At 59.8% G+C, this 16697-nt stretch carries 13 protein-coding genes and 1 tRNA gene; 8 read left to right on the forward strand and 6 right to left on the reverse strand.

The features are described 5' to 3' along the window. Positions 1-34: 34 nt before the first annotated feature. Together ACMXYH_RS15715 and phaR are read left to right on the forward strand one after the other, a co-directional pair. Positions 35-1303, forward strand: coding sequence for an OprD family porin (locus tag ACMXYH_RS15715; RefSeq protein WP_415764052.1), 1269 nt, complete (start codon positions 35-37; stop codon positions 1301-1303). Between the two features lie 159 nt (positions 1304-1462). Next, complete coding sequence (phaR, locus tag ACMXYH_RS15720; RefSeq protein ID WP_415764053.1) at positions 1463-2011, forward strand: polyhydroxyalkanoate synthesis repressor PhaR; 549 nt, start codon at positions 1463-1465, stop codon at positions 2009-2011. Between the two features lie 35 nt (positions 2012-2046). Here the strand turns inward: phaR and phaP are convergent, their stop codons facing one another. Then, positions 2047-2616 (reverse strand): TIGR01841 family phasin, encoded by a 570-nt coding sequence (gene phaP, locus ACMXYH_RS15725; RefSeq protein ID WP_415764054.1) that lies wholly within the window; start codon positions 2614-2616, stop codon positions 2047-2049. A gap of 255 nt (positions 2617-2871) precedes the next feature. On the opposite strand from phaP, the gene ACMXYH_RS15730 reads away from it, so the two are divergent. Then, positions 2872-5340, forward strand: coding sequence for a DUF3141 domain-containing protein (locus tag ACMXYH_RS15730; protein WP_415764055.1), 2469 nt, complete (start codon positions 2872-2874; stop codon positions 5338-5340). A gap of 59 nt (positions 5341-5399) precedes the next feature. Here ACMXYH_RS15730 and ACMXYH_RS15735 read toward each other — a convergent pair whose 3' ends face one another. After that, on the reverse strand, positions 5400-6437 hold the full coding sequence (locus ACMXYH_RS15735; RefSeq protein ID WP_415764056.1) for an AraC family transcriptional regulator: 1038 nt from the start codon (positions 6435-6437) through the stop codon (positions 5400-5402). Positions 6438-6927: 490 nt separating this feature from the next. Here ACMXYH_RS15735 and phbB point away from each other — a divergent pair, with 490 nt between their 5' ends. The 5 genes from phbB (at position 6928) to ACMXYH_RS15760 (ending at position 12237) form a co-directional block, all read left to right on the forward strand. Continuing rightward, complete coding sequence (phbB, locus tag ACMXYH_RS15740) at positions 6928-7674, forward strand: acetoacetyl-CoA reductase (protein WP_129444160.1); 747 nt, start codon at positions 6928-6930, stop codon at positions 7672-7674. Positions 7675-7731: 57 nt separating this feature from the next. Beyond that, positions 7732-8910, forward strand: a complete 1179-nt coding sequence (locus ACMXYH_RS15745) for an acetyl-CoA C-acetyltransferase (RefSeq protein WP_415764057.1) — start codon at positions 7732-7734, stop codon at positions 8908-8910. Between the two features lie 96 nt (positions 8911-9006). After that, positions 9007-10710 carry a class I poly(R)-hydroxyalkanoic acid synthase gene (gene phaC / locus ACMXYH_RS15750; RefSeq protein WP_415764058.1) on the forward strand — a complete coding sequence of 568 codons (1704 nt, stop codon included), beginning with the start codon at positions 9007-9009 and terminating at the stop codon, positions 10708-10710. A gap of 532 nt (positions 10711-11242) precedes the next feature. Next, positions 11243-11752 (forward strand): antitoxin Xre/MbcA/ParS toxin-binding domain-containing protein, encoded by a 510-nt coding sequence (locus tag ACMXYH_RS15755; RefSeq protein ID WP_129444166.1) that lies wholly within the window; start codon positions 11243-11245, stop codon positions 11750-11752. Then, the gene (locus tag ACMXYH_RS15760) at positions 11749-12237 is read left to right on the forward strand and encodes an RES family NAD+ phosphorylase (protein WP_134421893.1); all 489 of its coding nucleotides are present in this window, start codon (positions 11749-11751) and stop codon (positions 12235-12237) included. The genes ACMXYH_RS15755 and ACMXYH_RS15760 overlap by 4 nt, the downstream gene beginning before the upstream one ends. 9 nt (positions 12238-12246) lie before the next feature. On the opposite strand, the gene ACMXYH_RS15765 is transcribed toward ACMXYH_RS15760, so the two are convergent. The 4 genes from ACMXYH_RS15765 to fdhE all read right to left on the reverse strand — a co-directional run bounded on the left by ACMXYH_RS15765 (position 12247) and on the right by fdhE (position 16694). Further along, positions 12247-12342: transfer RNA gene (locus tag ACMXYH_RS15765), tRNA-Sec, on the reverse strand. 6 nt (positions 12343-12348) lie between these two features. Then, on the reverse strand, positions 12349-14256 hold the full coding sequence (gene selB / locus ACMXYH_RS15770) for a selenocysteine-specific translation elongation factor (RefSeq protein WP_415764059.1): 1908 nt from the start codon (positions 14254-14256) through the stop codon (positions 12349-12351). Further along, positions 14253-15677: an L-seryl-tRNA(Sec) selenium transferase gene (gene selA, locus ACMXYH_RS15775; protein ID WP_415764060.1), complete on the reverse strand. Its 1425-nt coding sequence runs from the start codon at positions 15675-15677 to the stop codon at positions 14253-14255. Before selA ends, selB begins: the two co-directional genes overlap by 4 nt. Positions 15678-15767: 90 nt before the next feature. Beyond that, the gene (fdhE, locus tag ACMXYH_RS15780; protein WP_415764061.1) at positions 15768-16694 is read right to left on the reverse strand and encodes a formate dehydrogenase accessory protein FdhE; all 927 of its coding nucleotides are present in this window, start codon (positions 16692-16694) and stop codon (positions 15768-15770) included. Positions 16695-16697 lie beyond the last annotated feature (3 nt).

A 16697-nucleotide genomic window follows, 5' to 3' on the forward strand; every position in this document is an offset into this window, starting at 1 on the left:
TGTCTTTCCATAATAAAAACAAAGGGGCTTCACCATGGACCGCAACACCCGCACCCTCGCTACCCGACTGTTGCTGGCCGGCGGCGTCATCAGCCTCTCGGCCCCCGCCGCTGCTGACTTCGTCAAAGACAGCAAGACCAGCCTTGAGCTGCGCAACTTCTATTTCAACCGTGACTATCGCCAGGACAACGCCGCCCAATCCAAACAAGAGGAATGGGCACAGGGCTTCCTGCTGCGCTATGAATCGGGATTCACCGAAGGATTGATCGGTGTCGGTTTCGATGCCATCGGCCTGGTCGGCGTCAAGCTCGATTCCAGCCCGGATCGCGCAGGCTCCGGCCTGCTCAAACGCCACCGCGACACGAGCAAAGGGGCTCAGAACGAGTACGGCGAACTGGGCCTGACCGCCAAAGTGCGCGCCTCAAAAAGCACGCTGAAACTCGGCACGCTGCTGCCGAAACTGCCGACGGTACTGGCCAACGATTCACGGCTGTTGCCACAAACCTTCAAGGGCGGTCAGTTGACGTCGCTGGAACTCGAAGGCCTGACCGTGGATGCCGGGCGACTGACCCAGGTCAATCAGCGCGACTCCTCGGACTACGAGGACATGGGCATCACCCGGACCGGCGCCAAAGGCATCATCACGCGTCATGCCGACAGCGACAGCTTCGATTTCGCCAGCCTGAACTACAAATGGACCAGCAACCTCGCCACCGGTTACAGCTACGGCCATCTCGACAGCTTCTACAGCCAGCACTTGGTCAACCTGACCTATGTGTTGTCGGTGACAACGGGCCAGTCGCTGAAGACGGATCTGCGCTTCGCCCGCTCCACGGACGACGGTGGCAGCAATGTCGATAACAACGCCATCGGCGCGATGTTCACCTACTACCTTGGCGGGCATGCGTTGGGCCTGGGTTACCAAGGCATGAGCGGCGACACCGGCTACGCCTACGTCAACGGCACCGATGCCTTCCTGGTGAACTTCGTGCAGATCGGCGATTTCGCCAGCAAGGACGAAAAGTCCTGGCAGGCTCGCTACGACTACAACTTTGCGGCCATTGGCGTTCCGGGGCTGACGTTCATGACCCGCTACCTCACCGGCGACAATATCGATCTGGGCGGCAATCGTCCGGAAGGTAAGGAATGGGAGCGTGATACCGACATCGGCTATGTCGTGCAGAGCGGGCCGTTGAAGAATGTCGGGGTGAAATGGCGTAACGCGACGGTGCGCTCGACCAATTTCGGCAGTGATCTGGATGAAAACCGTTTGATCGTCAGCTACACCTTGCCGATCTGGTAAGTAGATCAAGAGATCGCAGCCTGCGGCAGCTCCTACGGGGTACGCATTCCTTCTGTAGGAGCTGCCGAAGGTTCGGGCCGCGTTCGGACGATCTTTTGATTCTGCCCTTAGCCCCTCCCTCCCAACACCAAACCGCTTCAGTGGCCAGAGTAGGTTAAGATGCCTGCAAACCAGGCCCGCCGCGAGACGCCCCGCATGACTGATACCACCCCCCGCCTGATCAAGAAGTACCCCAATCGCCGACTGTATGACACCCACACCAGCAGTCATTTGACGCTGGCGGACATACGCCAGTTGGTGGTCGACAAAATTGCCTTTCAGGTGGTCGATGCCAAGAGCGGCGAGGACCTGACGCGCAGCATCCTGCTGCAAGTGATTCTGGAAGCCGAAAGCGGCGGTGAGCCCATCTTCACCACCGAAATGCTGATGGGAATTATCCAGTTCTACGGCCCTTATCAGGGCGTTCTCGGCAGCTATCTGGATAAAAGCATCCAGACAGTCATCGACATCCAGTCCCAGACCGGCGCCCAGTCGTCCGAGGCCTGGAGCGACTTCATGCATCAACAGGCCCCGGTGATGCAGGACCTGATGCGCCAATATGTCGACCAATCCAAGGCGTTGTACCTCAATACCCAGAACCTGTTCGGCATGTTTGGCGGTAAACCCGGCACCGATAACGGGCCGAAAAAAAATGGCGATGGGGAATAAACCCATCGCCATTGGTGCCGCTTACTTGATGCGACTTACTTGTTACCGCTGGTAGCCTTGGTGCTTGCTTCTGGAGCAGCTTTGGTGGCTGCGGCAGTCGCTGCGTCGAAACTGCTCTGAGCCACATCGGCAGCCTGTTTTACGGCTTTCTGTGCGCTTTCGAACACAGTACCGGCATTCGCCAGGCTCGACTTGAACGCTGCCACAACAGGCTCGGAGCCGGCCGGTGCATTCTTGCTGATGGCTTCAACAAATTCTTGCACCTGTTGGGTGCCCGCTTCGACTTGACTCGAGGTCAGTTTGGCGATGTCCGACTGAGTACCGACGATCAGCGCTTGGACCTGACGGTTGAATTCAGCCAGACGTTCAGTCTGTGCACTTGGCTGGGTGAAAGAAGCATGAAGTTCAGCGAAACCTTGTGGATCACGGACGGCCAGCAGCTTGCGAACACCTTCGAAGTGCTCTTCGGTGGAGTCGCGCAGTGCCTTGAACTGCAACTGGCTGAGCTGTTCAACGCTGGCGAAGACTTTGCCGCTGATTTGCTGCAAAAGATCGAGGTTGGCTTTCTGAGCGGTTTGCAGTTTTTCCGAATTGAAAAAAGACATGCTTGAATCTCCTGGTACTGGAAGGCCCTGATGGACCTGAGGACGCGATAGCGATCCGGCCAGTCATCGCGTTAGCCTTGATATTGCAGTGCACAAAACTATTTGGCAACGTCTATTTTTGTGCGGTGCAAAATAAACTTTGCTCATGCCCTCCCTATTCGCTATAAACTCCAGACTATCGAACGGCCAGCCTAGTCCTCTTTAACTAAAGGGTTCAGATGCGCAGGTTGCCATGCATAGCGTCAGGAGATCACGATGGGTCAGGAAGTTAATATTGCGCTGCAAGATGAAAAGCTCTCCGAACCCGCAGGCTTGTTCGAGCACCTCAATCATCTGCAACGCCTCAATACCCGTAACGTCCTCGACGCCGTGCAGAAGCGCCAGGCAAAAACCTTCGCGCCTTTAAGCCTTGGGCAACTCCGACAGCCAACGCCTGCTGACTGGCAGGAATACTTCACGGACCTCGGACAACGCAGCGTGTTGTTCTGGGATACCTTGCGCCAGCGCGGCGACAACACCCTGGCCCACGAACGCGCCGGGTATCCGCTGCTGCTCAAGTTCAATCATGAAACGCTGGTCGCCGGCGAAGACCTGCCCCGCCCGGTCAACTATTCGTTGTTGCAAATCCTCGGCGGCCCCGGTCAACAGATCGACAGCAAAAAACAGCCGGTGATCATCATTGACCCACGCGGCGGCCACGGCTCGGGGATCGGCGGTTTCAAACAGGATTCGGTCATCGGCGAGAGCCTGAGAGCCGGCCACCCGACCTACTTCGTCTCCTTCAGCCACTCGCCCCGCCCTGGGCAAACCCTCGCCGATATCAGCGAAGCCCAGGCGCGGTTCATCGAAGTCGTCAGCGCCCGACATCCCGACAGCACCAAACCCGTGGTAATCGGCAACTGCCAGGCGGGCTGGGCCTTAATGGGCCTCGCGGCCACCCGGCCAGAGCTGCCGGGTCTGATCATTGTCAATGGTGCGCCGTTGTCGTATTGGGCCGGCGTCAATGGCCGCAATCCGATGCGCTACACCGGCGGTTTGCTGGGCGGTGGCTGGATGGCGCGCCTGGGAAGCGACCTTGGTAATGACCGTTTCGACGGCACCTGGCTGGTCAGCAATTTCGAAAACCTGGACCCGGCCAACACCTATTGGGGCAAGTACTACCACTTGTTCAGCGAAGTCGACAGCGAGGCCGCACGCTTTCTGGATTTCGAACGCTGGTGGGGCAGCCCGACCCTGCTCAATGGCGAAGAGATCGAGATGATTGTCGACGACCTGTTCATCGGCAATCGGCTGTCCGGCGGCCTCGGTCGCAAGAGTAGCGGGCTTGACCTCAAGCTGATCGAAGTGCCGGTGGTGGTGTTCTGCTCGTATGGCGACAACATCACCCCCCCGCAACAGGCACTGGACTGGATCTCCGACGTCTATCCAAGCGATCTCGCGTTGCAAAATGCCGGACGCACCATCGTGTACCTGCGGCACGCGAGCATCGGTCACCTGGGCATCTTCGTGTCCGGTGAAGTGGCGCGGCGCGAGCACCGTGAATTGCTCGGTGCGGTCGATGCGATCAATGCGCTGTCAGCCGGGCTGTATGAAATGCTGATCGAAGACCTGCCGGAGAATTCGGCGACGCCGTATGCCGTGCGTTTCGAACGCCGGCGTATCGCCGACATCCATGGCCAGGTGCAGCCGCCCCGTGATGACGATCGCGAATTTGCGCTGGTCCAGCGCGCGTCCGACATCAACAACAGTGTGTACGACGAATTCATACGCCCGTGGTTGCGCCAGCTGATCAACGAACCGAGCGCCGAAATGCTGCGCAGGGCGCACCCTTTCCATCAGCAACAAGTGGCCTGGAGCAGTTTGAACCCGGCGCTGTGGTGGCTGGCAGGCAGTGCCGCCCAAGTGAGCAAGGATCGCCACCCCGCCAGCCAGAGCAACCCTTTGCTGGTCTGGCAGGAACTGTTTTCCAACCAGGTGCAGGACGCCTTGAACGGCTATCGGGATCTGCGCGATGCGGCTCAGGAAATGTGTTTCTACGGCGTGTATGGCGTACTCAACAGCCTCACCGGCAATGCACCCGGGCGAAATCTTCAGGAACATGCAGAGCAGCACGACAAGGTATTGATCGAGCGCTTGCAGGATGCCCTGCCCCTTGGCGGCCTGATGGAAGCCTTGATACGGATCCTGTTCCTGCTGGGCCGCGACAGCGACGAGCCAGGCAAGGAAAGCGTCGAAAAATTGATCCAGCAACTGCAAGTGTTGCTTCAGGACTACAGTGCCGAGCCGCTTGATCTGCGCGAAACCCTGCGCCTGCAAAAACTGCTGGTCGCCACCCACCCGCAAGAAAGCCTGAACAGCCTGCCCTTGATGCTTGCCGAGGTCGAAGAACGCCAGCAAGTGCTGGCGGCCGTCGCCAATTTGCTGCCGGAACTGCTGACCAGCGGCGCAGACAACCCCTTCTGGCGTGAGCTGCACACGCTGCTGGACGTGCCGCTGCCGGGTTTCAGCCTGACCCAACCACCCGGTGAAGCCGATGCCATCGAAGAGAAAGTCCCGGTGGTAACCCCTGAGCCGATCAAGCCGCAAACTCCGGTCGTCGTGCGAGAGTCCGTCAAACAAAAGGCCGCGGTGGTCGTCGCTGAGCCGATTGCCCCGGTAGCGCCGACAAAAGCGCGCAAACCCGCCAAGGGCAAAAAAGGCGCGAAGAAACCTCCTGCACCCTGATGAGCAACCTGTGTGGCGGTGCGACGTTTCGCTAAATCCCCTCGCCACACAGGACCGCGTCAGACCGACGCGGCTTCCTCGATTTCAAACGATTCATCGGCCCGATACTGACCGGGTGTCATGCCAAACCAACGGCTACAGGCTTTGTTGAAACTGCTGTGATCATGAAAACCAAGGAGATACGCGACATGCTTCATGTTGAAGTGAGAATGGCGCAGGTAGAAATCGGCCAATTGCCGGCGCACCGCGTTCTGCACGTCCTTGAATTGCGTCCCTTCCTTTTCCAGCGCGCGTTGCAGCGTCCGCTTGCTAATGTTCAACGCCGCCGCGATCGACTCCATGTCGCATTGCCCCTGGCCCTGACTCAAGCGCTCGGTCAGCAGCGCGCGAATCCGGCCGACAATGCAAAAACCAAACAGCAGATCCAGTTGAGCCTCGGCAAAACTGTCATGCATGACCGCCAACGCTTCGTTGGCCATGCTCAACGGACGCAGCAGCTCCTGCTCGTCAAACAAAATGCTGTCGTAAGCCGCATCAAAATGCAGGTCGCAGCCAAACAGCCGTCGATGCTCGGAGGTGTCTTCAGGTTCGGGATAGGTGAATCCCACGCTCAAGGGTTGCGGTGAGTTGCTGCCCGCCAGCTTACGGCAGAAACCCAGCAATGAAGCCAGCGCTGCATCGGTGTACTGGCGAGGTTTGACCGAGCCTTTTTGTTGATGATCGAGCCCGGACAGTCGGTAATTGTGCTGTTCCGATGTGAAGAAAAGGCTGAATCCAGTGCCAATCAACGGACTGAAACGGATCAGTCGTTCAAGGGCTTTTTTCAGATTCAGGCTGGACATCATGGTGTAGCCGACGATCTGAAAGCTGCCGGGGTGGAAACTTCCATAGGCCCTCAAGCCAATGTCCGGATCACCCGAGGCCTGAGCGGCCAGATCCCATAGTCGATAGATAGCCTTTCGCTCGCAAAACGCTCCTGGTTTGTTCGCGAGCTGTATGTCTAGTTCAGCCTCCCGACACAGACTGGCAACATCCAGTCCTTGAGCCGAGAGCGTATTTACCAGCACGCTGGCATAGCCCGAACTCATTCTATACATGGCGTCCTCAATGACCTGTGGAACCGAACATCCTGTCCGGAGCCATGACTGATCTGCGATAAATCAAATACTAACGGGTGGTTCAGTTGCCAATATTGATCCCAGTATAGGTACTTCTCACTTTTAGCCACTATTTCAGGTCAGTCGTCACCTTGTAGCAGCTGCCGAGCCCGCGAGGCTGCGTTCGAGCCGGGGTCGCGCTCGACCGAAGTCCTCGCAATCCTGCGTACGGGTTTGGCTGAAAGACCACGGTGTCCGGTTTTACGACTGCTTCGTCCGAACGCGGCCCGAGCCGAACGCAGCCTCGCAGGCTCGGCAGCTGCTACACGAACGCTTCGAGGCGACGACAGCAGTGTCGAATAGTTCTATTTCATTTCGTGCATGGCACCGTTGGACACCAGACCGTCACCTCTCAACACTTCCGCACACCCCGTCTATGCCGAACAATCCCCCCATCTTGCAACGCAAAATACAAAAAGGAAGAGAGCATATGAAGTCGCTTGGTCGTATTGCGTTGGTCACGGGTGGTATGGGTGGGATTGGCACTGCGATAAGCCAACGCCTGTACAAGGAAGGATTCAAGGTCATCGTGGGCTGTAGCTCAGATTCCTCCCGCAAGAAAGAATGGATGGCGAGCCAACTGGAGGCGGGTTATCAATTCGAATGCATCTACGGCGACATCACCGATTGGGAATCAACGCGCAAAGCGTTCGAGATGGCTCGCGAGCAGTACGGCCCGATCGATGTATTGGTCAACAACGCCGGCATCACACGTGATGCTTCCTTTCGCAAACTGACGCCCGAAGACTGGAACGCGGTCATCGGCACCAACCTGAGCGGCCTGTTCAACACCACCAAACAGGTGATTGAAGGAATGTTGGCCAAGGGTTGGGGACGGGTCATCAACATCTCATCGATCAACGGTCAGCGCGGCCAGTTCGGCCAGACCAACTACAGCGCGGCCAAGGCCGGCATCCATGGTTTCACCATGGCCCTGGCCCGGGAAGTGTCCGGCAAGGGCGTGACCGTCAATACCGTCTCCCCAGGCTACATCCAGACCAGCATGACCGCGGCCATCCGCCCGGACATTCTCGACACCATGATCGCGGCCACACCGGTCGGGCGCCTCGGCCAACCTGAAGAAATCGCTTCCATCGTGGCCTGGCTGGCTTCCGATGAATCAGCCTATAGCACCGGGGCCGACTTCTCGGTCAACGGCGGCATGAACATGCAGTAGACCTGTCAGGGCATGGATGCCCTGCTTCCGCTCGACAAAATCTTAATGAGGTCACGCATGAACGAAGTCGTAATCGTTGCCGCTACTCGTACCGCCATTGGCAGTTTTCAAGGTGCCTTGTCCGCGATTCCAGCCACCGAGCTGGGCGCAGCGGTCATTCGCCGTTTGCTGGAAGAGACCGGTCTGGACGGCTCGCAGATCGATGAAGTGATCCTCGGCCAAGTACTCACCGCAGGCTCGGGGCAAAACCCGGCACGCCAGACGGCGATCAAGGCTGGCCTGCCCCATACCACCCCTGCCCTGACCCTCAACAAGGTCTGCGGCTCGGGCCTCAAGGCTGTCCAACTGGCGGTCCAGGCCATCCGTTGCGGCGACGCCGAACTCATCATTGCCGGCGGTCAGGAAAACATGAGCCTGGCGCCGTATGTGCTGCCCAAGGCCCGCACCGGTTTGCGTCTGGGTCATGCGCAACTGCAAGACAGCGTGATTCAGGACGGGTTGTGGGACGCCTTCAACGACTACCACATGGGCATCACCGCCGAGAACCTGGCGCAGAAGTACGAGCTCAGTCGCGAAGACCAGGACGCTTTCGCCGCGGCCTCGCAACAGAAAGCCGCTGCTGCCATCGAAGCCGGTTACTTCAAGCGTGAAATCACCCCGATCCTGATCCCTCAGCGCAAAGGTGAGCCGCTGGTCTTCGACACCGATGAACAGCCGCGTCCGGACAGCACGCTGCAAGCGCTGGGCAACCTCAAACCCGCGTTCCAGAAAAACGGCAGCGTGACCGCCGGCAACTCGTCGACCCTCAACGATGGTGCCGCCGTGCTGTTGCTGGCCAGCGCCGCCAAGGCCAAGGCCCTCGGCTTGCCGGTGCTGGCACGCATCAAGGCTTACGCCAGCGCTGGCGTGGACCCGTCGATCATGGGCATTGGCCCGGTACCGGCCACCCGTTTGGCATTGACCAAAGCTGGCTGGAGCCTGGACGACCTCGACCTGATCGAAGCCAATGAAGCGTTCGCCGCGCAATCACTGGCCGTCGGCAAGGAACTGGGTTGGGACACCAGCAAAGTCAACGTCAATGGCGGCGCGATTGCCCTGGGTCATCCGATCGGTGCATCGGGTGCGCGGATTCTGGTGTCGCTGTTGCATGAGCTGATTCGTCGCGACGGCAAAAAAGGCTTGGCTACGTTGTGCATCGGTGGCGGCCAGGGCGTCAGCCTGGTCATCGAGCGCTAGAAACACAGGAGTGTTTGCTTAAGTTGCTGACGCGGCGCCGAAGTCCGGCGCCGCGGTTTTTTTCTACCCGGTTTACTGATGTGGGCAAGGAGCTCCATGGACAATAACGCGCATACCTTCAACACCTTCTGGTCAGGCCAGGTTCCGTTCATTGCCTCCTTTGCAGTGCAACAATTACGTCTCTGGGTCAGTAGCAATCCGTGGTTTACCGGCCAGGAATACAACGAGTGGTTTGACCTGCCGCGCGGCACCCTGGACAGCCTTCAATCGGATTACCAACAGCAATGGGGCGAACTCGGCCAGCAACTGCTGACCGGTCAGCCATTCAGCTTCGACGATCGACGTTTTTCCAGCGGCAACTGGAGCCAGCCACTGTTCGGCTCCCTCGCCGCCTTTTATCTGCTCAACGCAGGGTTTCTGCTGAAGCTGCTGGACACGTTAGCGATCCCGGACAAAAAACCGCGCCAACGCCTGCTCTATCTGGTGGAACAAGCCATCGCCGCCGGGGCGCCGAGTAACTTTCTGGCCAGCAACCCCGATGCGCTGCAACGTGTCGTCGATACTCAGGGAAGCAGCCTCCTCACCGGCCTGTTGCACCTGGCCAGCGACCTGCAAGAAGGCAAGATGCGCCAGTGCGACGCCGGCGCCTTCAAAGTCGGTGTCGATCTCGCCAACACCCCCGGCGAAGTGGTGTTCGAGAACGAACTCTTCCAGCTCATCCAGTATTACCCGCAAAGCGAAACCCAGTACCAGCGTCCGGTGTTTGTCGTGCCGCCGTCGATCAACAAGTACTACATTCTCGACCTGCGCCCGGACAACTCGATGGTTGGCCATTTGTTGAAACAAGGGCACCCGGTGTTTCTGATGTCGTGGCGCAACTTCGACCAGGAGCACGCTGGCACCACCTGGGATGACCTGATCGAAACCGGCATCATCAAAGGCCTGCAAGTGACCCGCGAAATTAGCGGCGAGCAGCGGCCCAATTGCGTCGGCTTCTGCATCGGCGGCACCCTGTTGAGTTCGGCGCTGGCGGTCCTGGCGGCGCGCGGTGACCGCGAGATTGGCAGCGTGAGCCTGTTGACCACCTTCCTCGACTACCTCGATACCGGCCCCATCGACATCTTCGTCGACGAACAATTGGTGGCCTACCGCGAGCGCACCATCGGCGGCCAAGATGGCCCCATCGGCCTGTTCAAGGGCGAGGACATGGGCAATACCTTCTCGCTGCTGCGTCCCAACGACTTGTGGTGGAACTACAACGTCGACAAATACCTCAAGGGCCAGAAACCGATCCCCCTCGACCTGCTGTACTGGAACAACGACAGCACCAACCTCCCGGGCCCGATGTACTGCTGGTATTTGCGCCACACCTATCTGCAGAACGACCTGAAATCCGGTGAGCTGGACTGTTGCGGGGTCAAACTGGACCTGCGCGCCATCGATGCTCCAGCGTACATCCTCGCCACCCATGACGATCACATCGTGCCGTGGAGAAGCGCTTACGCCAGCACCGAGTTGCTCTCCGGGACCAAGCGTTTTGTGCTGGGCGCATCAGGGCATATCGCCGGGGTGATCAACCCGCCGGCAAAGGAAAAACGCCACTACTGGACCAACAACCGGGTCACCAAAAATCCGGAAACCTGGTTCAAGAACGCCCAGCAACATTCCGGTAGCTGGTGGAATGACTGGTTCGTCTGGCTGGCTGAACAGTCCGGCGAACGCCAGCCCTCGGTGCTGCATACCGGTAACGCCCAATACCCGGCGATTGAGTCGGCGCCTGGGCGTTATGTGATGCAGTGATCGACAACCCTGCACGGCGAAAAACTCGGCTCTGTGGTAGTGCCATTTCAGCAACAACGCCTGTTTTGTAGCAGCTGTCGAGCCTGCGAGGCTGCGTCCGACTGCGAAGCAGTCGTAAACCCTGTGTATGCGGTGCGTCTGACGCACCGCAATGTCTGACCTTGCGGCTGCTACGCAGCCGGACGCAGCCTCGCAAGCTCGACAGCTGCTACAGCGCCGAACGGGGTGGAGCAGCATTCCGGCAAGCCCCCTCGCCACAGAGGATCGTGACTACTCAGATGGAACGCGCGATCTTGACTGTGTGGATTTGGCGCTAGCGCGGGTCCCACAAGTGGTGTCGAAAATCAAAAAATAGAGGATTTGTCCCACAAGTTTTTCGGGTTGGCCGTCGGACGCGCGACGTTTAACGTGGTAGCTCAAGTCAGGCAAGAGAGAGAGCGTCTGGCGCCCGGCAGGCTTGGTCAAACTCAATTGCGCAGGTTGCGACATTTGGCGCTATGATTACGTCAAATGTCGTATGGAGGTAATCGGTATGCCCGCCGCGAATCAAGCAGACAAGCCTGCCGTCAAATCCACAGGAAAAGCAGTCGTAGCGACGGAGACAAAAAGTGTCACCCGAAAGCCGACTGAGGTGCTGTTACATGGCCGCGAAGGTGATACGCGCATGTTGATCATCCGATACACAAAGGAAGGCTTTGACCTGAGCGACGTCAGGGACATGCTTTCTATATCCGATCTTTACATGGCGCACGGCCTTGTTCAGCGCATTACAGGGAAGTCCCTCAGGACTGTCCAGCGCTTGGCGAAGGAGACCAAACCAGTGCGGCTAAACCAGCAACAAAGTACAGTCGCCTTCCAGTATGCGCAGGCCCTGGAGCACGCCATCAACGTGTTTGGCAATCAGCAGTTGGCTGAGGATTGGTTGAAGAAACCCTGCAAATACCTGGACGGAAATATCCCGCTGGAGCTGATCGACAACTCGCTTGGCTTCCAGGTAGTCGAGGACTATTTGACCCGGATTGAACACGGGGTTTATCAATGAATCCTCTGCCCTGGGATGGGAAGTGGCACGCTTGGCGCCTTGACCGCGAGGTCTTCAAGGACACGTGGGACAGTGGCATTGGTGCGCAGCAATCCGGTGGTCGTTGGAACCCTCCCGGCCGCCGGGTTATTTACGCTTCGGCCGACCCGTCCACTGCCATTCTGGAAGTCGCAGCCCACGCAGGCTTCGATACGCTGGATATGGTGCCTCACGTGTTGACGTGCTTCGAAGTGCTGGATTCGAATTTCATCAAGGTTGTTCAGCCCGATGATGTGCCGAACCCGAATTGGCTCATCCCGTCTCAACTCTCGCCCAATCAGCAGCTGTTTGCTGATGAGCTACTGGCCGAGCATCCCTTTCTGCTCATCCCGTCTGCGGTTACCCGTCATTCGTGGAATCTATTGGTGAGCTGCGACTTGGCCGCGGATCAATTCAAACTTGTTTCTCAGGAACGCTTTGGGCTGGATACCCGGTTGCTCAAGTGAGAGGAAAAATGGCGGAAGGCAGCCGGAGTCGAACCTGCCCGGGAACGGATGCCGTCCCCAACCGGGTTTGAAGCCCGGCCGCGCCACCGGGCGCGATTGCCTTCCTTGAAGTCAGTGCTCGGTGCCTTGGGCCAAGGCATTGTCGAGGCGGATATGGCGCTTGTCGCCAAACCGTCGCGTCAGGCCAATCCGGTCGAAGTATTCGAGAATCTGGATGCTGCGCTTGCGACCCAGGCCCACTGCATCACGAAACGCCGTGACCTGAATCACCGGGTTTTGCGCGGCCAGTTGCACAAGCATAGCCGCCAATCGACGAATCATCGTATCGGTGTAGAACAGGTCACGGACGACTTGATGCACTAATCCCAACCTCGCCATTTTGCACAGCAGCAAGCGCACGGCCGCCTCGTCATGGTCAAGGTCACGCACCCACAGCGGATCAAAACCAGCCTGTTCAAACAACGGTTGCAAGTGTTGCCACAGGGCTTCGTCGTCTTCGCTCAAACGCACCTGATGATCGGGTAAATGCAGCCATGGCCCGCTGGCGGCAATGGCCCCGCTGGCGAGTAACTCGTCGAGCAGGCTGATGAACGTCGGACGGTCCAGCGCGGTGCCGGTGAACCGCCGCAGGCGATCCCGGTCCGGGCCCATTTGATCCGGTTCCAGTTGATGAAAGCGTGCGAGGTGTTCCAGCAATGGTGCTTTCAGTGCTTCCCAGCGGACAGCACTGAACAGTAATGGACCTTGGCGGGTGTCGATCAGGCGCACGTCATCGGGCAAAACCCACGTGTTGCGGGGGCGGTTGAACTGACGCTCCAGACGCTGCGGATCGAGCCCGGTATCGCTGTTGGCCAATAACGCCGGCAGGCTGTCTTCCAACTGATTGCATGTGGCGAGGGCGTGTAGCTGCGCCAGCCGCTCGGGGCTTCGGCGTTGTCGGGTCGGTGCAAACGGGTCGAGCACCCGCGCGCCGCCGAGGGTGCGTTGGGCGCTCTGGTCACGCAGGATCAACGGATCGCCCATCACCGCCTGCACCGGCGCATTCAGCAGCAGTTGCGCAAACATCCGTTCACCCGGCGCCAGGCGGGCGCCTTCCAGCAACGCCACCCGCCCGGTCACATCCTGAGTCCCCATGTGAACGTGCACAGGTTGGAAGTGCTCGAAGGCTTTCGGTTCGCTGGCTAACAATTGCAGGTCGACATCCACTCGCTGGGTCGGCGCGTACAGCCACTCGGCCAGCAACCAGTGACCGCGATGAATCTGCTCCAGGGCCAAGCGTTCGGCACTCAGGTTCAACGCGACTCGCTGTCCGGCCATTGCGACTTCGGCGGCCCGATTCTGTGCATGCAGGCCGCGTACACGCACGGGTTTGCCCTGCGGGCCGAGCATCAGCGTATCGCCCACCGCCACCACGCCAGACAACGCAGTGCCGGTCACCACGATACCGACGCCGGCCACGCTGAAGGCGCGATCGATCGCCAGGCGAAAACCACCGGTGGTGCTGCGTTGAACGACTTCACGCTGCGCCTTGAGCAAGGCTTGTCGCAGGGTCTCGATGCCCTCCCCGGTCACACTCGACAGCGCAATCAGCGGCGCGTTGGCATAAGGCCCCGGTGCCAGTAATGTCTGGATCTGATCGCGAACGGCTTGCACTCTGGACGGTTCGACGCGGTCGCATTTGCTGATCGCAACCATTGCCCGAGGGATGCCCAGCAGTTCAACGATGGCCAGGTGTTCGCGGGTTTGCGGCATGACGCCGTCGTCGGCCGCGACCACCAGCAACACCAGATCAAGGCCCTGAGCCCCCGCCAACATGTTGTGGGTGAAACGCTCATGACCGGGCACATCGATAAAACCGGTCAGGGGCGCTTGCGGTTCCAGCGCCGCGTACAGGTAGCCGAGGTCGATGGTCATGCCGCGTTCACGTTCTTCTCGGCGACGGTCGCCGGCCTGACCGGTCAGGGCCTGGAGCAAGGCGGTCTTGCCGTGGTCGATGTGCCCTGCGGTGCCGACGATCACTCTGCGGCTCCTGCAATTTGATCGAGTTGCGCCAGCCACGCCGGCTCATCGTCCAGTTGCCGCAGGTCCAGCCACAACGCATCGTCATCAATGCGCCCGAGCACCGGAATCGGCAACGCACGCAGGGCCGCTTCCATACCGTGCAGCTGCCGTCCGCGAAGACGTTTGGACGCGTGCGGCCGCAGGCATAGCGCGGCACTCGGTAATCGCGCCACCGGCTGGCTGCCGCTGCCGATCATGCCCAGCGCCGGGACCGCGCTGACGCTCCAGCCGTCGCCCAAGACTTTGGCCAGCGAGGGTTGCAGGCGCTCAGCCAGCGCGAGGATGTCCGCCTGGGGTCGGGTCAGCAGACGCAAACTCGGCAACCTCTCAGCCAGTCGATCAGGGTCGCGGTACAGGCCCAACACCGCTTCGAGGGCGGCCAGGGTCAGTTTGTCGACCCGCAAGGCGCGCTTGAGTGGATTCTTCTTGATCTTCGCGATCAGGTCTTTGCGGCCGACGATCAACCCGGCCTGGGGCCCACCCAGTAGTTTGTCGCCGCTGAAGGTAACGATGTCCGCACCATCGATCAGCGCCTGGCGCACCGTCGGTTCGGCGGGCAAGCCCCAGCGCGTCAGGTCCAGCAGGCTGCCGCTGCCGAGGTCTTCAAGCAATGGCAAACCGTGTTTATGCGCGAGTTGCGCCAACTCGGCGGTCGGCACCCGAGCGGTGAAGCCTTCGATGTTGTAGTTGCTCGCATGGACGCGCATCACCAAACCACTACGGGGGCCGATGGCCGCCTCGTAATCGCGGGCATGGGTGCGATTGGTGGTGCCGACTTCGTGGAGCCTGACCCCGGCTCTCGCCATGATGTCGGGAATGCGGAAGGCGCCGCCGATTTCGATCAGTTCGCCCCGGGAAATGATGCCTTCCTTGCGCGCGCCCAGGCTGTTGAGCGTCAGCAACACCGCTGCGGCGTTGTTGTTGACCACCGTCACCGCCTCGGCGCCAGTCAACTCGCGGATCAGGCCTTCGATCAGATCGTCACGGTCGCCGCGCTTGCCGCTGTGCAGGTCGAATTCCAGATTGAGTGGATAACGGGCCGCCCTCTGCACGGCGTCGATGGCTTCCTCCGGCAACAACGCTCGCCCCAGATTGGTGTGCAGCACTGTGCCGGTGAGATTGAACACCCGGCGCACGTTGCTGCGATGCTGGGTGGCCAGGCGTTCACCCGCCCTGCCCGCCAACACTTCAGGCGTGATCTCAATGGCGTCGAGTTCCCCTGAAAGCACCTGTTCACGCAAGTCATCCAGCAATTGCCGCAAATTCGCCAACAACGCGTCACGCCCATAACGCTCGGCCAGCGGTTGGCAGGCGGGATGGCGCAGCAGACTGTCGATGGAAGGCAGCCGCAGAGTTTGGCTGGCGGATCTGGAGGACATCAGGCGCTCCTGATTACGAATGATCGTAGCGCCTGAGTGTAGCCGCAGAGTTCAAAGGCAGAGCTCAAAGGCAGAGCTCAAAGGGGTAGCTCAGCCACCTCCGGGTGCAAGCAGAAGATTAGGCGCTGGACGCTGGTAGCCTTCCTGCTCCAGGCGCATGTCCAGCAGCAGGCTGGTCAGGTCGGTCGAGAGCGCTTCAGCTTCGGCGTCGTTTTCCAGGTAAAGCAGTTTCAGGTAGCTGCCGCAGCCAGGACAGACCTCCGCGCGTAACGGTGCCTGATTGGCGGCGTAGCGGTCGTCATCGAGGCTGACGTATTCAAGGCCTTTGCTCTGTTCGCAATACACGCATTTGACCCGCACAACATGCCATTCGCAGGCACACAGCGAGCACACCAGATACCGCAAGCCGTTGTACTTGCTGCGATGGCGAATCACCCCGGCCATGGCCGGCGAACCGCAGGCCGGGCATTGGCTGAGACTGTCGCCGGGTTTCAGCGCAAGGTCCGGTGTACTCAGCAACCAATGACTCCAGGCCACCTGCAACGCCGCGCCGAGAAACGGCACCACGGCGGCGGGCAGCATGGTGAACTGGCCGCTGACCAGCGCAATCGCCCAGGCCTTGAGTTGCCCGACGTGGGCGCTGCGCAAGGTCGCCACGGCTTTTTCCACAGCAGGTTGCGGTGGTGGCTGGTAACGCTGCAATAGAGTTTCGAGGTACGGCAGCCAATGGTCCTCGCGCACCAGACTGTCGGCGGCGAACGGCGGCAAGCCGTGTTGCTGGCACACGCGCATGCGTTGGGCATCGGGCATGGCGGCCACGGGTGGATCGTCCATCAGACCCTGCTGCACGTGGCATAGGCCGGTCACCAGCCGCAGGTAATCGGCCAGTGGATGGCCGACGACCAGACGCTCCAGGCGCAAGGCGCGCAAGGTGAACAGGTTTTTCGGAGGCAGGTAGAGAAACGGCGGTGAACTCGCCGCCGCTTCGATCTCGCCAGGCTCAAGAATCGTCGCCAAGGG

Origin of the sequence: Pseudomonas frigoris (assembly GCF_047758635.1) — a bacterium.
In the GTDB taxonomy this organism is placed as follows: Bacteria; Pseudomonadota; Gammaproteobacteria; order Pseudomonadales; family Pseudomonadaceae; genus Aquipseudomonas; species Aquipseudomonas frigoris.

What these genes read in the sequence shown, in the direction of transcription:
- ACMXYH_RS15715 (WP_415764052.1), top strand. Translation starts at nt 35, where the DNA reads ATGGACCGCAACACCCGCACCCTCGCTACCCGACTGTTGCTGGCCGGC.
- phaR (WP_415764053.1), top strand. Translation starts at nt 1,463, where the DNA reads ATGCCTGCAAACCAGGCCCGCCGCGAGACGCCCCGCATGACTGATACC.
- phaP (WP_415764054.1), bottom strand. Translation starts at nt 2,616, where the DNA reads ATGTCTTTTTTCAATTCGGAAAAACTGCAAACCGCTCAGAAAGCCAAC.
- ACMXYH_RS15730 (WP_415764055.1), top strand. Translation starts at nt 2,872, where the DNA reads ATGGGTCAGGAAGTTAATATTGCGCTGCAAGATGAAAAGCTCTCCGAA.
- ACMXYH_RS15735 (WP_415764056.1), bottom strand. Translation starts at nt 6,437, where the DNA reads ATGTATAGAATGAGTTCGGGCTATGCCAGCGTGCTGGTAAATACGCTC.
- phbB (WP_129444160.1), top strand. Translation starts at nt 6,928, where the DNA reads ATGAAGTCGCTTGGTCGTATTGCGTTGGTCACGGGTGGTATGGGTGGG.
- ACMXYH_RS15745 (WP_415764057.1), top strand. Translation starts at nt 7,732, where the DNA reads ATGAACGAAGTCGTAATCGTTGCCGCTACTCGTACCGCCATTGGCAGT.
- phaC (WP_415764058.1), top strand. Translation starts at nt 9,007, where the DNA reads ATGGACAATAACGCGCATACCTTCAACACCTTCTGGTCAGGCCAGGTT.
- ACMXYH_RS15755 (WP_129444166.1), top strand. Translation starts at nt 11,243, where the DNA reads ATGCCCGCCGCGAATCAAGCAGACAAGCCTGCCGTCAAATCCACAGGA.
- ACMXYH_RS15760 (WP_134421893.1), top strand. Translation starts at nt 11,749, where the DNA reads ATGAATCCTCTGCCCTGGGATGGGAAGTGGCACGCTTGGCGCCTTGAC.
- selA (WP_415764060.1), bottom strand. Translation starts at nt 15,677, where the DNA reads ATGTCCTCCAGATCCGCCAGCCAAACTCTGCGGCTGCCTTCCATCGAC.